The 14,865-nt window shown below is 48.3% G+C and carries 16 protein-coding genes; 7 read left to right on the top strand and 9 right to left on the bottom strand.

Translation table 11 applies throughout. The features are described 5' to 3' along the window. Positions 1–45: 45 nt before the first annotated feature. The 3 genes from accC to aroQ all read right to left on the bottom strand — a co-directional run bounded on the left by accC (position 46) and on the right by aroQ (position 2,411). The gene (gene accC, locus CSW98_RS13860) at positions 46–1,389 is read right to left on the bottom strand and encodes an acetyl-CoA carboxylase biotin carboxylase subunit (RefSeq protein ID WP_100801069.1); all 1,344 of its coding nucleotides are present in this window, start codon (positions 1,387–1,389) and stop codon (positions 46–48) included. A gap of 14 nt (positions 1,390–1,403) precedes the next feature. Then, complete coding sequence (gene accB, locus CSW98_RS13855) at positions 1,404–1,865, bottom strand: acetyl-CoA carboxylase biotin carboxyl carrier protein (RefSeq protein WP_100801068.1); 462 nt, start codon at positions 1,863–1,865, stop codon at positions 1,404–1,406. A gap of 96 nt (positions 1,866–1,961) precedes the next feature. Beyond that, positions 1,962–2,411, bottom strand: a complete 450-nt coding sequence (aroQ, locus tag CSW98_RS13850; RefSeq protein WP_100801067.1) for a type II 3-dehydroquinate dehydratase — start codon at positions 2,409–2,411, stop codon at positions 1,962–1,964. A 363-nt stretch (positions 2,412–2,774) separates the two neighbouring features. Between aroQ and CSW98_RS13845 the strand changes: the two genes are divergently transcribed. Next, positions 2,775–3,950 carry a 3-phenylpropionate MFS transporter gene (locus tag CSW98_RS13845; RefSeq protein WP_100801066.1) on the top strand — a complete coding sequence of 392 codons (1,176 nt, stop codon included), beginning with the start codon at positions 2,775–2,777 and terminating at the stop codon, positions 3,948–3,950. A gap of 6 nt (positions 3,951–3,956) precedes the next feature. Here CSW98_RS13845 and CSW98_RS13840 read toward each other — a convergent pair whose 3' ends face one another. Then, positions 3,957–4,565 carry an NUDIX hydrolase gene (locus CSW98_RS13840; RefSeq protein ID WP_100801065.1) on the bottom strand — a complete coding sequence of 203 codons (609 nt, stop codon included), beginning with the start codon at positions 4,563–4,565 and terminating at the stop codon, positions 3,957–3,959. 111 nt (positions 4,566–4,676) lie between these two features. After that, complete coding sequence (locus tag CSW98_RS13835) at positions 4,677–6,443, bottom strand: protein-disulfide reductase DsbD (protein WP_100801064.1); 1,767 nt, start codon at positions 6,441–6,443, stop codon at positions 4,677–4,679. A gap of 153 nt (positions 6,444–6,596) precedes the next feature. Between CSW98_RS13835 and CSW98_RS13830 the strand changes: the two genes are divergently transcribed. Both CSW98_RS13830 and trmL read left to right on the top strand, forming a co-directional pair. Further along, the gene (locus CSW98_RS13830; protein WP_100801063.1) at positions 6,597–7,112 is read left to right on the top strand and encodes an FxsA family protein; all 516 of its coding nucleotides are present in this window, start codon (positions 6,597–6,599) and stop codon (positions 7,110–7,112) included. 93 nt (positions 7,113–7,205) lie between these two features. Then, positions 7,206–7,685: a tRNA (uridine(34)/cytosine(34)/5-carboxymethylaminomethyluridine(34)-2'-O)-methyltransferase TrmL gene (gene trmL / locus CSW98_RS13825; protein ID WP_100801062.1), complete on the top strand. Its 480-nt coding sequence runs from the start codon at positions 7,206–7,208 to the stop codon at positions 7,683–7,685. Here the strand turns inward: trmL and cpxA are convergent. Both cpxA and CSW98_RS13815 read right to left on the bottom strand, forming a co-directional pair. Beyond that, the gene (gene cpxA, locus CSW98_RS13820; RefSeq protein WP_100801061.1) at positions 7,636–9,045 is read right to left on the bottom strand and encodes an envelope stress sensor histidine kinase CpxA; all 1,410 of its coding nucleotides are present in this window, start codon (positions 9,043–9,045) and stop codon (positions 7,636–7,638) included. The two genes, trmL and cpxA, sit on opposite strands and share 50 nt — an antisense overlap. Further along, on the bottom strand, positions 9,046–9,732 hold the full coding sequence (locus tag CSW98_RS13815; RefSeq protein WP_100801060.1) for a response regulator: 687 nt from the start codon (positions 9,730–9,732) through the stop codon (positions 9,046–9,048). 201 nt (positions 9,733–9,933) lie between these two features. On the opposite strand from CSW98_RS13815, the gene CSW98_RS13810 reads away from it, so the two are divergent. The 3 genes from CSW98_RS13810 (at position 9,934) to pfkA (ending at position 12,720) form a co-directional block, all read left to right on the top strand. Further along, positions 9,934–10,473 carry a CpxP family protein gene (locus CSW98_RS13810; protein WP_100801059.1) on the top strand — a complete coding sequence of 180 codons (540 nt, stop codon included), beginning with the start codon at positions 9,934–9,936 and terminating at the stop codon, positions 10,471–10,473. A 92-nt stretch (positions 10,474–10,565) separates the two neighbouring features. Next, a complete protein-coding gene (gene fieF, locus CSW98_RS13805) occupies positions 10,566–11,471 on the top strand; it encodes a CDF family cation-efflux transporter FieF (RefSeq protein WP_100801058.1) in 906 nt (301 codons plus the stop codon). Positions 11,472–11,757: 286 nt separating this feature from the next. Then, positions 11,758–12,720 (top strand): 6-phosphofructokinase, encoded by a 963-nt coding sequence (pfkA, locus tag CSW98_RS13800; protein ID WP_100801057.1) that lies wholly within the window; start codon positions 11,758–11,760, stop codon positions 12,718–12,720. Positions 12,721–12,905: 185 nt separating this feature from the next. Here the strand turns inward: pfkA and tpiA are convergent, their stop codons facing one another. Beyond that, complete coding sequence (tpiA, locus tag CSW98_RS13795; RefSeq protein WP_100801056.1) at positions 12,906–13,676, bottom strand: triose-phosphate isomerase; 771 nt, start codon at positions 13,674–13,676, stop codon at positions 12,906–12,908. 249 nt (positions 13,677–13,925) lie between these two features. Here tpiA and CSW98_RS13790 point away from each other — a divergent pair, with 249 nt between their 5' ends. After that, positions 13,926–14,351: a DUF805 domain-containing protein gene (locus tag CSW98_RS13790; RefSeq protein WP_100801133.1), complete on the top strand. Its 426-nt coding sequence runs from the start codon at positions 13,926–13,928 to the stop codon at positions 14,349–14,351. Between the two features lie 7 nt (positions 14,352–14,358). Here CSW98_RS13790 and CSW98_RS13785 read toward each other — a convergent pair whose 3' ends face one another. After that, the gene (locus CSW98_RS13785) at positions 14,359–14,685 is read right to left on the bottom strand and encodes a DUF3135 domain-containing protein (protein WP_100801055.1); all 327 of its coding nucleotides are present in this window, start codon (positions 14,683–14,685) and stop codon (positions 14,359–14,361) included. Positions 14,686–14,865 lie beyond the last annotated feature (180 nt).

Here is a 14,865-nt window from a genome sequence, read left to right as displayed (position 1 = left end):
ATAATGTGCCTCGCCGCCCTTGTATTCAATACTGAAACGGATGACTTACTGCAATCCCAGCTTTTTCTCCAGATAATGGATATTGGCACCACCATGCTGGAAGTTTTCGTCATTCATGATGTCCTGTTGAAGAGGCACATTGGTTTTGATGCCTTCAACAATCATTTCGGCCAGCGCATTTCTCATCCGCGCAATGGCGACATCCCGGTTTTCACCGAAGGTGATCAGTTTGCCGATCATGGAATCATAATGCGGTGGAACGGTATAGCCGGTGTAAATATGTGATTCCCAGCGTACGCCCATGCCACCCGGAGAATGGAAACGTTCGATTTTGCCCGGACAAGGCAGGAAGCGTTCAGGATCTTCGGCGTTGATACGACATTCGATAGCATGACCGTGGATCTTGATATCGTTCTGAGTGAACGACAGTGGCTGACCGGCGGCAACACGTAGCTGCTCTTTGATCAAATCCACACCGGTGACCATTTCAGTTACCGGATGCTCTACCTGAATACGGGTGTTCATCTCGATAAAGTAGAATTCACCGTTTTCATACAGGAATTCAAATGTACCGGCACCACGGTAGCCGATTTCGATACAAGCACGGGTACAGCGTTCACCGATATATTTACGCATCTCTTCAGTAATGCCCGGAGCCGGAGCTTCTTCCACCACTTTTTGGTGGCGACGCTGCATAGAACAGTCACGTTCGCCCAGATGGATAGCTCCGCCTTGACCGTCCGCGATAATCTGAACTTCTACATGACGAGGGTTTTCCAGGAATTTTTCCATATAAACCATGTCGTTGTTGAAAGCCGCTTTCGCTTCCGCACGGGTCATTGCAATGGCTTCGACCAGATCTTTCTCATTACGGACAACACGCATACCCCGGCCGCCACCGCCACCAGAGGCTTTGATAATAACCGGATAGCCGATACGTTTTGCATGGGCCTTGTTGACTTCAGAATCGTCATTCAGCGGGCCGTCAGAACCCGGTACACAAGGCACACCAGCTTTTTTCATCGCGGTAATGGCAGACACTTTGTCACCCATCATACGAATCGTTTCTGCTTTCGGACCGACAAAAATAAAGCCGCTGCGCTCAACCTGTTCAGCAAAGTCGGCATTCTCAGACAGGAAACCGTATCCCGGGTGGATGGCTACTGCGCCAGTCACTTCTGCTGCAGAGATAATACGGGGAATATTCAGGTAGCTGTCGATACCACGGGCAGGACCGATACAGATAGATTCATCTGCCAGCAGTACGTGTTTCAGATCCCGGTCTGCAGTCGAGTGCACGGCAACGGTTTTGATGCCTAACTCTTTACATGCGCGAAGAATACGCAGGGCAATTTCACCCCGGTTCGCGATGACTAATTTATCTAACATATGACCAATACCTATTATTCGATGATAACAAGAGGCTGATCGAATTCAACCGGATGACCATCTTCAACAAGGATAGCAGTGACGATACCTGCTTTATCTGCTTCAATCTGATTCATCATCTTCATTGCTTCAACGATACACAGAGTGTCGCCAACGTTAACTGTCTGACCTATTTCGATGAATGATTTCGCTTCCGGGCTTGGTGAGCGGTAGAAAGTGCCGACCATTGGAGAAAGGACTTTGTGACCCGTTGGTTCGGCTGGAGCCGCAGGTGCAGCTGGAGCGGATTCTACTGGAGCGGCAGGAGCAGCCACTGGAGCCGGAGCCGCTGCATATTGCATTGGTGCCATCATTTGAGGGGCAATATTACCAGCACGGCTGATGCGTACCGACTCTTCACCTTCAGAGATTTCAAGCTCGGCGATACCAGATTCTTCAACTAATTCGATAAGCTTTTTAATTTTACGGATATCCATAGTGTCTTTCTCTTTATTTCGTGAGTCATTCCCGTTCAGACAGAAGGGAGTGAAATTAGTTCGTTCTTACTCGTTCGTTATGTATGACCGTATTAATCAGGCATTGGTTAAATACTTAATTGCTGCAGTCAGTGCAAATTGGTACCCTTGTGCTCCTAAGCCACAAATCACGCCTACAGCCTTATCGGACAGATAGGAATGATGACGGAACGGTTCGCGTGCATGCACATTGGACAGGTGTACTTCGATAAAAGGAATCGAGACACCCAGCAGTGCATCACGAATCGCAACGCTGGTATGGGTAAAAGCGGCCGGGTTGATAATGATGAAATCCACATGGTTATGTGCCTGATGAATGGCTTCTATCAGCTCATATTCCCGGTTTGACTGTAAATGTGTCAGCTCCACGCCGGATTCAGTTGCCAGAGTTTCCAGCTCGTCAACAATCTGACTCAGGGTTTGAGCTCCGTAATGTCCCGGCTCACGAACACCCAACAGATTCAGATTTGGACCATTTAAGAGCAGAATGCGTAATTTTGCAGGCATCTTGAAGTCATCTCCGTTTAACGTGGTTATAAAAATATATAACAGTTATTATCTGAAGCTTTAAGACAAAATTCCAGTAAGAATCTCATCAATTATCAAATTAACTGACGATTATAGATAAATCACAGCAAATAGCAGCAATTTACTGGTCTAATCACCATGATTAACTGTTTTGATTGTAACAGGGTTAACACTTTTTCCTGTGTGCGTAAAAAGTAAGTAAGCAAAAATGTGCAGATCGGCTGTATCGGCCCGGTTTGCTATAACGGGGAAAAATCATTCTCGACTTATTCCCTTTTTTCAGCATTCAAACAGGGGCATAATAATGCCGTTTTCTGTCTGTTCTACCATTAGGACCTGTTTATGCTGTCACCATCCCCTTATGCATGGATTTCTCAGTATTTCCTCGGCTTTTTCTTCTCTTATGGGGTTTATATCCCGTTCTGGGGATTATGGTTTGAGGGGCAGGGGGTATCGGCTGCCAATATCGGGTTGTTAATCGGGGTCAGTTTTGCAACCCGCTGTGTGTCCAACCTACTTCTTACGCCACGTCTGCACCGGGTTGAACATCTGATCCCGGCATTGCGCTGGCTGAGTCTGGGGTCGGTACTGTTTATCGCCTTCCACTTTGCTACCGGCGGGAATTTCTGGCTGATGCTGTTGGCGACGGTGCTGTTTAATCTCTGTTGTGGTCCGGCTATTCCGCTTTCTGATGCAATGACCAACTATTACTCTAAACTGAAAATGCTGGATTACGGAAGAACCCGCTTGTGGGGGTCGATTGCCTTTATCTGTGGTTCCAGTGTGGTTGGCTTTCTGATTGCTCAGTTCGGTAGTCAGGCTATTGTCTGGACAGCACTGGCGGGCACAATCGTTTCTCTGCTGTTGACGATGCGTAACCCTGTTCCCGTGCCTGTATCCGATAGCGGAGAGTCGGCAGTCAGACCCAAATTATTCTCACTGCTGAGTGATAAAGAGGTCGTTCGTTTTTTGCTTCTTATTTCGCTGATCCAGGGTAGTCATGCCGCTTATTACAGTTTCAGTTCTATTTACTGGAAAGGGGCCGGACATTCGGAAGACATTATCGGTTATCTGTGGAGTCTGGGAGTGATCTCGGAAATCGCTGTTTTCGCGGTCAGTAAAAGGCTGTTTACCGGATGGGGAATGCGGGCCATGTTTACGGCTTCGGCTGTTGGGGTCATGCTGCGCTGGACACTGACTGCAGCAACCACGGAACTGTGGGGGCTTGCATTGATTCAGATGATGCACGGGATGACATTTGCCATCGCTCATATTGCGGCTATTCGCTATATTCAGAGTGCACCGCAGAGCCGGATGGTACCACTGCAGGCGTTGTATAATGCTATCCCGCTGGGGGCCTTTATGGCACTGATGACCACGATCAGTGGCTGGGGGTTCGAGCGCTGGGGAGCCAATATCTTCTGGGGTATGGCCGTGATGGGGTTGCTGGCTCTGTTTATCCGGGTCGAGCCTAAATGTTCTGTGATAGAAAGCAAACCTGCTGAGCAGGTTCGCTGAGCAAATTTAATCTACGCTGACAGGGATGGTCGGCAGGGCGAATGCAGCAAAACCGGCAGTGATGTCTTCTGTCAGGATCCGGTCTTCGGAAAGTTCCGGTAGTTGATCTGGCAGGAAAAAATCCAGTTCGGTAATTTCTGTATTTTCTTCAAAATGCCCTTCATCCGCTTCGGCGACAAAAAACAGTTTGTAAACTGTGGCAGGAAATTTGGGTGTATAAGGATGGCTGTCACGATCCCGAACGGCATACAAACGGCAGTTTTTAATCTGATATCCTGCTTCTTCCTGTACCTCCCGGATGATCCCCTGCAGCGGAGTTTCGTTCTGATCGGCCCATCCGCCAGGCATGGTCCATTTTCCGTCTGATTTTTCTTTCACCAGCAGGATCTTCCCATCTTTGATGATACAACAGCGCAGATCCACTTTCGGGGTGGCGTATCCCCGTTCAGGAAAGAAAAAATGTTCGATGGTTTTCAGATCCGCTTTACTGTACATGGCGTACAGCTCATGGCTGATAGCTGCCAGACGTTCATAACGTTCTTTATCGAAAGGATCCTGCACATAGTGCAGGCCCGTCTGGGCAATTGCGCGGATTTCTTTGATAAGAGAGTGCATAGATTTCCTTATGGTGCAGGGAATAGGGTTAGCCGGAAACTTATGTATGATAAAGGCTCTCAATCGGGTTGATGTGAGTAATATCACATATTCGGCTGTATCATATTGCTGTTATTGAGATCCAAGATATGTCAAATGAGAACTGAATTCTTCTGCTTCCATATATCCGGTAATCCTTGCTTCCGGATAGTATTGTCCGTGACGATCCCAGAAATCGATGGTTGGCAGGCCCATTACGCGGAGGCGCTCAAACAGTTCTGTATCCTCGGCTGTATTGCCGGTAACATCGGCCTGAAGCAGCACATAATTATTTAGGGCAGTTCTGACTGCAGGTGCCGGGAACGTATATTTTTCAAACTCCAGACAGGCGACACACCAGTCAGCATAGAAATCCAGCATCACTGGCTTTCCGGCAGCTTTTGCCAACAGCAACTGCTGTTCAAGCTCTTCAACGTTACGGATCGGCTGAAAACGGAGACTGTGTTCTGTTGTCGTTTCTGTTGAACCGAACCAGCTTTGATACAGGGGCATGCCAGAGCCCAGCAGACCCAGAACCGCAATAATACCGAGCAGGCTTTGCTTCCAGCCGCCGAATTCGAGAGTGTTTTTGATATGATAAAGCCAGCCAAACAGGGTGATTCCCAGCAGAGACCAGAGCGTGGTTGATACTATTTCCGGAAGCAGGCGTTCCAGCAGATAGATTGGTGCTGCCAGCAGAATAAAACCAAACAGTATCTTGATTCTGTCCATCCACTCCCCGGCTTTGGGCAGTAGCTGGTTACCGAATACGGCCACCATAATCAGCGGAATCCCCATACCCAGTCCCAGAGCATACAGAGCGAGGCCTCCCGTTAACAGATCTCCGCTCTGAGCAACGTATAATAGTGCACCGGATAGTGGTGCTGTGGTGCAGGGGGAGCAGACCAGTCCGGAAATAACCCCCATCAGAAATACGCCGGAGAGCTGACCGCCATGCTGACGATTACTGAGTGCATTGAGCCGGGTCTGAACCGCTGCGGGTAACTGGAGGGTGAACAGACCAAACATTGACAGGGCGAGTAAAATAAACATCAGGCTTAGCCCGGTCAGAACATAGGGATGCTGCAATGTTGCCTGAAACTGCAGGCCGGCTGAAGCGACGACTAGTCCAAGCAGGGTATAAGTCAGTGCCATGCCCTGCACATAGGCAAAAGACAAACTGAATGCCCGGCCGGTACTGCGTTTACCTCCACCCAGTACGATACCGGTCAGGATTGGGTACATGGGAAACACACATGGTGTAAAGGCCAGACCAGCACCAAGAAGCAGGAACAGCATGGGGGTCCAGGCACTCTGTTGTAGTTTCTCTGCCAGAGATAACTGTTCTGCAGGGATATTTCTCCGGCTCTCCGCGGTTGTTCCGCTGATGTTTTGTGCTTCCTGTGTTGTGGCTGAAACTTGTGTCAGCGGGAAGGTGCGGGTTTCCGGCGGATAACAGAACCCGGCTTTGGCACAACCCTGATACTGAATAATCAGCTGTGCGCCGGTATCGGCTGACAGCAGGGGGATCCGAAGATGAAGCGGTTCGGTATAGATGGTTACTTCACCAAAAAAATCATCCAGATAGGGAGTACCATTTTGCATATCGATTATACCCAGATGAGCGTTTTCAGCCGAAATGGTAATTTTATCCTGATACAGATAGTAGCCGGGCCGGACATCCCAACTGATATACACCTGATGATCTATCTGTTCGACAATCAAAGGAAAAGCTTGTTCGACAGTGACAAATTCAGAATTGTTATTGCCGAATGCCTGACTTTTATTGTCGAACAAGGCGTGAGCCGGAAGCGAGACCGAAAGCAGTGTGAGCAGCAGTATGTAGATGAAACGGCGCATAGTTTAAATTTTACCCGGAACAGAGAGTTCAGCCTGAATGAGAAACAGGCTTTAGCATAGCGTAAATGGCGTGCGTTGACACAAATTTACACCAAAGCGGATTTAACAAATCCGGGATTACACGTACACTGGGAAAACAACAAAGGAGGATGCGTGTTTCCGATTTTACTGATTTTGTTTATCTGTGTGCCTGTGATTGAGATTGGGCTGTTTATTCAGGTTGGCGATATGCTTGGTTTGTGGCCAACGATAGGACTGGTACTGTTAACGGCCTTTGTCGGAGCATCTCTGGTCAGAAGTCAGGGGATCCAGACCCTGCTTTCAGTGCAGAATCGTCTGCGCCATGGAGAGATGCCGGCTCAGCAGATTTTAGAAGGCGTTATGTTGGCGGTATCCGGTGTGTTACTGCTTACCCCGGGGTTTATGACTGATGCCATGGGTATGATTGTATTGTTACCGGCTCCGAGAGCGATGCTTGCCCGTTATCTGATGAGTAAAGTTGTCGTGCAAACCATGGGGAATGGTTTTCATGCACAAGGCGGGTTTGGCTCTCAGTCGCATTCTTCTCAGGATTCATCGCGGAATAATCCTTTTTCTTCCGGAGAAGGGAATACTTTTGAAGGCGAGTTCGAGCGTAAGGATGAGGATAAAAATAATAAGCTGAACTAATGTCCGCTGAGGACGGATGATAAAACATCTTTTCACCATTGGCGGGGGTATCTTGTATACTCTCGCCATTGTTGTTTCTTGTTACCTGTACTTATGCTTGATATCGCCTTGTTTGAACCGGAAATTGCGCCCAATACCGGTAATATTATCCGTCTGTGTGCGAACTGTGGTGCAAATTTGCATCTGATTGAACCACTGGGATTTGATCTGGAAGAAAAAAAGGTCAGAAGAGCCGGCCTGGATTATCATGATATGGCTCGCGTGCACCGTCACCGGAGTCTGGATGCGTTTATGCAGTATCTGCAGCATGAGCGAGGTGGTGAATTTCGTATTTTTGCCTGTACGACAAAAACCACCGGACATCATGTGAACGCCCGGTTCCGGAACGGTGATGTGCTGATGTTCGGGCCGGAAACCCGGGGGCTTCCGGCTGAGTTTATCGAAAGTCTGCCGATGGAACAGAGGATCCGAATCCCTATGGTGCCGGACAGCCGCAGTCTTAATCTATCCAATGCCGTCGCCATTATTGCTTTTGAGGCCTGGCGTCAGCTTGGTTTTGCCGGGGCAGTGTGATCTGAACCTGTAGGCCGCCTAACGGACTTCGGGACGCTTTTATTGTACCGCTGTGCTGACGGACAGCACTTTCGGTGATCGCCAGTCCCAGTCCCGCCCCCCCGGAATGCCGGTCTCTGGCCGCAGAAACCCGGTAAAAAGGGCGGAAGATATCTTCCAGCTCAGCGTCCGGAACTCCGTCACCATCATCTTCGACACAAATCAGCAATTCCTGACCATGCAGGCCAAAGGTAATATTAATCCGGCTGTGGCTGTAATGAATGGCATTGCGGATGATATTTTCCACGGCACTCATCAGCAGGCTTGGATTACCGCTCAGCAGGCAGTCGGGAAAGGCTGAATTTGTCAGCTGTTTGTGCACCTGTTCTGCTTCAAAACGCGCATCTTCGACGATATCTTCCCAGAGCTCCCGTGCTGTCATCACTTCCCTTACGTGGTGGCTGTTGATCTGCATTCTGGACAGTTCCAGCAGTTCGCTGATCATCTTTTCCAGTCTTTCTGCTTCGGTATCAATGCGGCTCAGTTCTGCACTTTCACCTTGTTTACGGGTTGCCAGTGCATTGGCCATTCTCAGGCGGGTCAGCGGTGATCGCAATTCATGAGAAATATCCGACAGCAGACGCTGCTGTCCGGAAATCATCTGATTGACGGCCATAACCATCTGGTTAAATGCGGTTCCCGCCTCTCGAAATTCTGAGCTGCCTTTTTCCAGACTGGGATCTTCCACAAACTCCCCTTTGGCGACTCTGCATGCCGCTCGCTCCAGACGCCGGGCGGGCAAACTGAGAGCCCATGCCAGCCAGAGCAGCAGGGGCGTACTGATCAGCATGACAATAAGCAACAGCAGGAATGGCCGGTCCAGTACCAGCAACAACAGTGGAGGCGGCTGATGCCATTTATGAGCGATATACAGATAGACGGGCTGCTGGGCGAGCGTCAGAGGAATGGGGCCCGCTACCATTAACTGGCCGTACAGTTTCTGTTTCGGGTGGCTGGTATCATCAACCAGAGTGATAAAGTTCTGGATGGCTTTGTGTTTACCGCGAAGCATACTTTCTCCCAGAAGATTACCGTTCTGGTCGGTAAAATAGAGTTGAGGCCGGTCATCGTTCCTGCCTCGTCCTTGTTGCCAGCGGTCGATTTCTTCCAGAACTTGAGTGATTGACGGGTAGTCGGCAAAGCGTTTCTCTGTGAACTCTGCCAGCCGATACAGATCTTCCATACGCGGACGATCAATCGTATGGGTTTCTCTGGGATCAAAGTTGGAAACAGATAATGCTGCCAGTAAGATCAGCAGCATGGTTAACCAGAAAATCGCAAAAATACGACCATACAGATTCGAGATTTTCGGCAGACGCATTTATTGTTCCTCAACCAGCAGGTAGCCCCGTCCCCGGAGCGTTTTAATGCGTGGCTTGCCGTCTGTCCGTTCCGGCAGTTTTTTACGCAGGTTGGAAACATGCATATCGATGGCGCGGTCAAAGGGAGCCAGCCGTTTCCCTAATACGTCTAGACTGAGATTCTCTTTACTTATGTTTTCTCCGGGGTGCTGTACAAAATGTGCCAAAAGAGCAAATTCTGTGGTAGTCAGATCCAGTAGAGAATTCCCGCAGTAGGCTTCCTGTTTTCCCGGATAAACCTGAATATCCATATAACGCAGGTGATCCCCGTTTTTACTGCTGTTGCCATTACTGGTTCGGCGCAAAATAGCCCGGATCCGGGCCAGCAATTCCCGGTCACTGAACGGCTTGGGCAGATAATCGTCTGCACCCAGCTCCAGTCCGATAACCCGGTCAATTTCCTCCCCTTTTGCCGTCAGCATCAGTACGGGGGTTTCCCAGTCTTCCCGCAGTTTTTTCAGCATTTCCATACCGTTCATTTTCGGCATCATCACATCCAGCAGGATTAGATCAATGTCTCCGGTTAGAGCCAACAGACCTTCTTCTCCAGTATTTGCTTCGGTGACGGTAAAACCTTCAAAACTTAAGATATCTTTTAGCAGACCAGTCAGCTCTGTATCATCATCGACCAGCAGTATATTTGCCATATCATGTGCCTTTTATCCGGGGCGGAAAGAAAAATAAACCGTTATCAAGTATGTGTGATCTTACTGATAAAATGCTTCACAGTTTTGCTCTTTACACATTTTTACGCTTGGCTTACGTTGCTTTACCTGCCGGGTTCTATTCTATCCTCAACGGCTGTGAAGACAGCTTACTCCAATCAACGTGTAAGTAGGGAATTTGTTATGAAATCTGTGAAAAAACTGGTGTTAGCCGTTGCTGTTCTTCCTATCGCTTTAAGTACCGCTAGTGCTTATGCTTTTGGCGGACCTGGTGGTGGCGCTATGGGTGGTCCTGGTGATTATTGTGGTGTTTCATTTGGTCCGCGCCTGCTTGATGATCTGGATTTGACTAATGAGCAGCTGGGACAGTTACGTGATTTGCGCACCACGCAGCGCAAAGATATGCAGGCTAACCGTGATGCCCGCCGTGAAGACCGTCAGGAATTCAGAGCCGAACATCAGAAAGCGATGCAGGAACTGATGCTATCTGCGGATTTTGATGAAACGAAAGCGATGAAGCTGGCAAAAGCAATGGGCGAGCAGATGGCTGCTCAGCGTGCCGAACAGCAGGTAAAAATGCTGAAACAGCAGCATGCTATGTTGAGTATTCTGACTGATGCCCAGAAAGAGAAACTTCTGACACTGCAGGCTGAGCATATGCAGCAGTGTGCTGCCGATATGGGGCCTGGAGGCCGTGGCGGAAAAGGCGGTAAACACTGGTAACAGGGTATGCATTTCTGAATGAATCAAAAGCAGCTTTCGGGCTGCTTTTTTTGTATAATCGTCGGTAAACTGTACGGATTCAGACGGGATTTATGAAAGATTACGCACGTTTAGTGTCACTGGCCGCATGGCTTGCGACGGGACTTGCAACCTTATTGTTAATCGTTAAGGTCAGTGTCTGGTGGGTGACCGGTTCGGTCAGTCTGCTGGCTTCTTTGATCGATTCTATGCTGGATATTGCTGCATCTCTGGTGAATCTGGTGGTGGTAAAATACGCTCTGCAACCGGCGGATAAGGAACATACTTTTGGGCATGGAAAAGCCGAATCACTCGCTGCTCTGGCTCAGACTATGTTTATTTCCGGATCTGCCTGTTTTTTGATCCTTAACGGCGTTGATCGGTATTTCAGACCCCATGAGCTGACTTCTCCGGAGTACGGTGTATACGTGAGCTTATTTGCCTTTGTAGTGACCTTTGCTCTGGTGCTTTTTCAGCGTTACGTGGTGCGCAAAACCGGTAGTCAGGCGATTGCCGCAGACTCTCTGCATTATCAGACGGATCTGTATATGAACGTGGCGATTATGGTTGCACTGGGGTTATCGACGTTTGGTTTTAAACAAGCTGACGCCATTTTTGCTATCGGTATTGGTGTGTTTATTCTGTACAACGCCTTTAAGATGGTGCGAGAGGCGATACAATCACTGCTTGACCGGCAGTTACCGGAAGAAGAGCTGGAGCAGATCCGGAAGATTTGTCATTCGATGAAAGAAGTATTGGGTATCCATCAGCTACGGACCCGTATGTCCGGGCCAACCCGATTTATTCAGTTGCATCTGGAACTGGACGATCATATGCCCCTCTTGGACGCTCACCGGATTTCAGACCTGGTTGAGGAAAGGCTGCTGGACGCTTTTCCTGAAGCGGATATCCTCATCCATCAGGATCCCTACACTGTTGCAAATAAGGTTGAGAAACCACAAAAAGAGATGGGTTGGTAAGCATTCTTATGCTATAAAGCGACAGATAAATTGATGGGCTATTATACAGATATAAAGCAAACGAGCATGAGTCTGATATGAATCAACTTAGCTCTGCTGTAAAATTGTAATACTCTTTCAAAAGAAAAAAAATTTCAGCGCCGCACTGGAAAAAGACCCGATGAGGTCTACTGACAGCCGGGACTGGGGGATGTCCAGACCCGAAACCAGTGTGTCGCGTTAATGATTTTGCCAACTACGGCAGTTAGAATTTGTAATTGAAATTCCCAAAAAATCGAGGGTGAGCATGATTAAAAAGATCGGTATCCTGACCAGTGGTGGTGACGCACCTGGCATGAACGCTGCAATTCGTGGCGTAGTTCGTACGGCACTTTCTGAAGGCATGGAAGTGTACGGCGTGTATGACGGTTACCAGGGTTTGTACGAAGATCGTATCGTACAGCTTGACCGTTCAAGCGTTTCTGATGTGATCAACCGGGGGGGGACTTTCCTGGGTTCTGCCCGTTTTCCTGAGTTTAAGGAAGTCGCTGTTCGTGAAAAAGCGATTGAGAATCTGAATAAACACGGTATCGAAGCTCTGGTCGTGATCGGTGGTGACGGCTCCTATATGGGTGCGAAAAAGCTGACTGAAATGGGTTATCCGTGTATCGGTCTGCCAGGCACTATCGATAATGATATTGCTGGCACCGATTATACTATCGGTTATCTGACCGCTCTGAATACGGTTATTGATGCGATTGACCGTCTGCGTGATACTTCTTCTTCCCACCAGCGTATTTCTATTGTTGAGATTATGGGTCGTCACTGTGGTGATCTGACTCTGATGTCATCCATTGCGGGGGGGTGTGAGTACATCATCACTCCGGAGCAGGAGTGGAGCAAAGAAGACCTGATCAATAACCTGAAAGAAGGTCTGGCTAAGGGTAAAAAACACGCCATTATTGCTCTGACTGAGCTGATGATGGATGCTAATGAACTGGCAAAAGAAATCGAAGCAGAGACTGGTCGTGAGACTCGTGCAACGGTTCTTGGCCATATTCAGCGTGGTGGTCGTCCGACAGCATTTGACCGTGTATTGGCTTCCCGTATGGGTAACTATGCTGTTCACCTGCTACAGGAAGGTTTCGGTGGTCGTTGTGTAGGTATTCAGAAAGAACAACTAGTACATCATGACATTATCGATGCTATCGAAAACATGAAGCGCCCAGTACGTGAAGACCTGTACAAGGTAGCAAAAGAACTGTTCTAAGTTTTTTTCCGATTTGAATCGAAATAAAGGCCGCTGAGAAATCAGCGGCTTTTTTGTATAGAGTCTCCCGTCCGGAAATCGGTTGATATAAAAGGACATCTTTATGACCACACTTTTCTGATAACAAAAAGGCCAGCTTGCGCTGACCTTTCAGAATATTCAGAACCTTCGGTTCAGATAAGCAATTAAGCTTTTGCTTTTGCAGCTGCTTTAGCGATAGCGGCAAAGCTTTTCGCATCCAGAGAAGCACCGCCAACAAGAGCGCCATCGATATCTGGTTGTGAGAAGTAAGCTTCTGCGTTCTCGGGTTTAACCGAACCGCCGTACTGGATGATCACTTGTTCTGCTACTGCTGCGTCTTTTGCTGCGATAAGAGCACGGATAGAAGCGTGAATGCGTTGTGCATCTTCAGCTGTTGCTGCTTTACCTGTACCGATAGCCCAGATTGGTTCGTATGCGATGATTGCACCGTTAAGCGCTTCAACACCGTAAGCATCGATAACAGCATTGATTTGGCGAGCACATACGGCTTCAGTTTCACCTGCTTCGTTCTGAGCTTCAGTTTCACCAATGCAGAAAACTGGCTTCAGGCCGTTCTCTTTCAGGAACGCAAATTTCTTAGCAACGAACTCATCAGATTCGTTGTGGTAGTCACGACGCTCAGAATGGCCGATGATGATGTGAGTCGCACCGAAATCTTTCAGCATCTCTGGAGACATATCGCCAGTGAAAGCGCCAGAGTTGTTTACGTCAGTATTCTGAGCACCAAGGATGATCTTGTTGCCGCCTTCTTTGATCAGACGCTCTGCAAGGTCGATGTAAAGTGCTGGTGGAGCAATAGCCACGTCAACGCCGGAAACACCTTCCAGCTCAGCGTTAAGTCCATTTAGCAGCTCTGTAACCATAGTTTTGCTGCCGTTCAGTTTCCAGTTACCCATAACAACAGGTTGACGCATAGGGATATCTCCAAAAAAGTAATGAATGTAAAAAATAATCTCGATTGCGAAAGAATATAACAGATTAATAACCACAGATCATGACAGTAATCATGTCTTTCGCTGATCTTTTTGGCCTTCCGGTGCATCGTAAATTCATTTTGTGGCTGTCCTAAGTGATCTATCAGGCAAAACGGCGGCTTATCTTTTTGCTTTTGCTATGGTTAAGGTATTTTTATGTCTGCATTTTCGCTGATTAAGGTAACAGAGATGTCGATAAAAGAACTGCTATTCTCCTTTCAGGGGCGGGTTAACCGTCGCACTTTCTGGATTTGGAACGCTTTTTACTATCTGGCCATTATGCTGGTGGCTACGTTGCTCCGGAAATTTTACCCGGCTGGTATCGGTGTAATATTACCTGCTTGCCTGTTGCTGATGGTTCTTCCGGATCTGGCGATTACCGCTAAGCGCTGGCATGACAGAAACAAATCAAACCGATTTTTGCTGTTGAATATTCCGGTGATTTTAGGCCGTTTTACGGTTCCTGTAGGAGGGACGATAGCGCAGCACCAGCCAACAACTGTCGAAACGATCATTTCCTTACTGGCACTGGTATGTGGTGGCTGGATTCTGCTGGAGTGTGGTTTCCTGAAAGGGGATACTGCGGAAAACCGCTATGGGCGACCGCAGATTTGATTCTGGTTCAGTGGGGACGGGTGAACGGGAGCACTTCTGCCGGAGTGAAATCTTCAATATCCCCTTCCAGTACTGACTGAAATTTTCCGACCTGAACACTCAGTTCCCGCATCAGGATAACATTGGTCTGATGCGGATTTTTACAGCGGCTGATAATGCGATCAATATGGGTCTGCTGGGCACGTAAACGGGGACGCATCCCTTCCGTTGCGTAGGTGATGGCCTCTTCGCATAATTCCTTTTTCAGCTCATCGAAGGCCTGTGGGTTATTTTCTGCCAGTTCTTTCAGTTCATCGAAAGACGGCAGAATTTGTTCATGCAGAGGAAAATCCATAATACCCCCTCATTATTTTTTAACTCGCTACGACTCAGTGTGAGCTGGATGCGGATCCCTGACCAGTACACTGGCCGCCGGGACAAGAGAAGACAATGTCCACTATTGTAATTGTAGTCAATAACGGTATAAAAAGCAGACACAGAGACCAGTATGCCGTATGGCTGGGGGGAGGACTGT

The sequence above is a fragment of the Vibrio sp. HA2012 genome (assembly GCF_002812955.1).
In the GTDB taxonomy this organism is placed as follows: domain Bacteria; phylum Pseudomonadota; class Gammaproteobacteria; order Enterobacterales; family Vibrionaceae; genus Vibrio.
This window is presented reverse-complemented; position numbering and strand designations above follow the sequence as displayed.

Coding starts and splice junctions, on each gene's coding strand:
- pfkA (WP_100801057.1), top strand. CDS start 11,758: ATGATTAAAAAGATCGGTATCCTGACCAGTGGTGGTGACGCACCTGGC.
- accB (WP_100801068.1), bottom strand. CDS start 1,865: ATGGATATCCGTAAAATTAAAAAGCTTATCGAATTAGTTGAAGAATCT.
- CSW98_RS13785 (WP_100801055.1), bottom strand. CDS start 14,685: ATGGATTTTCCTCTGCATGAACAAATTCTGCCGTCTTTCGATGAACTG.
- CSW98_RS13815 (WP_100801060.1), bottom strand. CDS start 9,732: ATGGCAAATATACTGCTGGTCGATGATGATACAGAGCTGACTGGTCTG.
- aroQ (WP_100801067.1), bottom strand. CDS start 2,411: ATGCCTGCAAAATTACGCATTCTGCTCTTAAATGGTCCAAATCTGAAT.
- CSW98_RS13810 (WP_100801059.1), top strand. CDS start 9,934: ATGAAATCTGTGAAAAAACTGGTGTTAGCCGTTGCTGTTCTTCCTATC.
- CSW98_RS13840 (WP_100801065.1), bottom strand. CDS start 4,565: ATGCACTCTCTTATCAAAGAAATCCGCGCAATTGCCCAGACGGGCCTG.
- tpiA (WP_100801056.1), bottom strand. CDS start 13,676: ATGCGTCAACCTGTTGTTATGGGTAACTGGAAACTGAACGGCAGCAAA.
- CSW98_RS13790 (WP_100801133.1), top strand. CDS start 13,926: ATGTCGATAAAAGAACTGCTATTCTCCTTTCAGGGGCGGGTTAACCGT.
- CSW98_RS13835 (WP_100801064.1), bottom strand. CDS start 6,443: ATGCGCCGTTTCATCTACATACTGCTGCTCACACTGCTTTCGGTCTCG.
- fieF (WP_100801058.1), top strand. CDS start 10,566: ATGAAAGATTACGCACGTTTAGTGTCACTGGCCGCATGGCTTGCGACG.
- cpxA (WP_100801061.1), bottom strand. CDS start 9,045: ATGCGTCTGCCGAAAATCTCGAATCTGTATGGTCGTATTTTTGCGATT.
- accC (WP_100801069.1), bottom strand. CDS start 1,389: ATGTTAGATAAATTAGTCATCGCGAACCGGGGTGAAATTGCCCTGCGT.
- trmL (WP_100801062.1), top strand. CDS start 7,206: ATGCTTGATATCGCCTTGTTTGAACCGGAAATTGCGCCCAATACCGGT.
- CSW98_RS13845 (WP_100801066.1), top strand. CDS start 2,775: ATGCTGTCACCATCCCCTTATGCATGGATTTCTCAGTATTTCCTCGGC.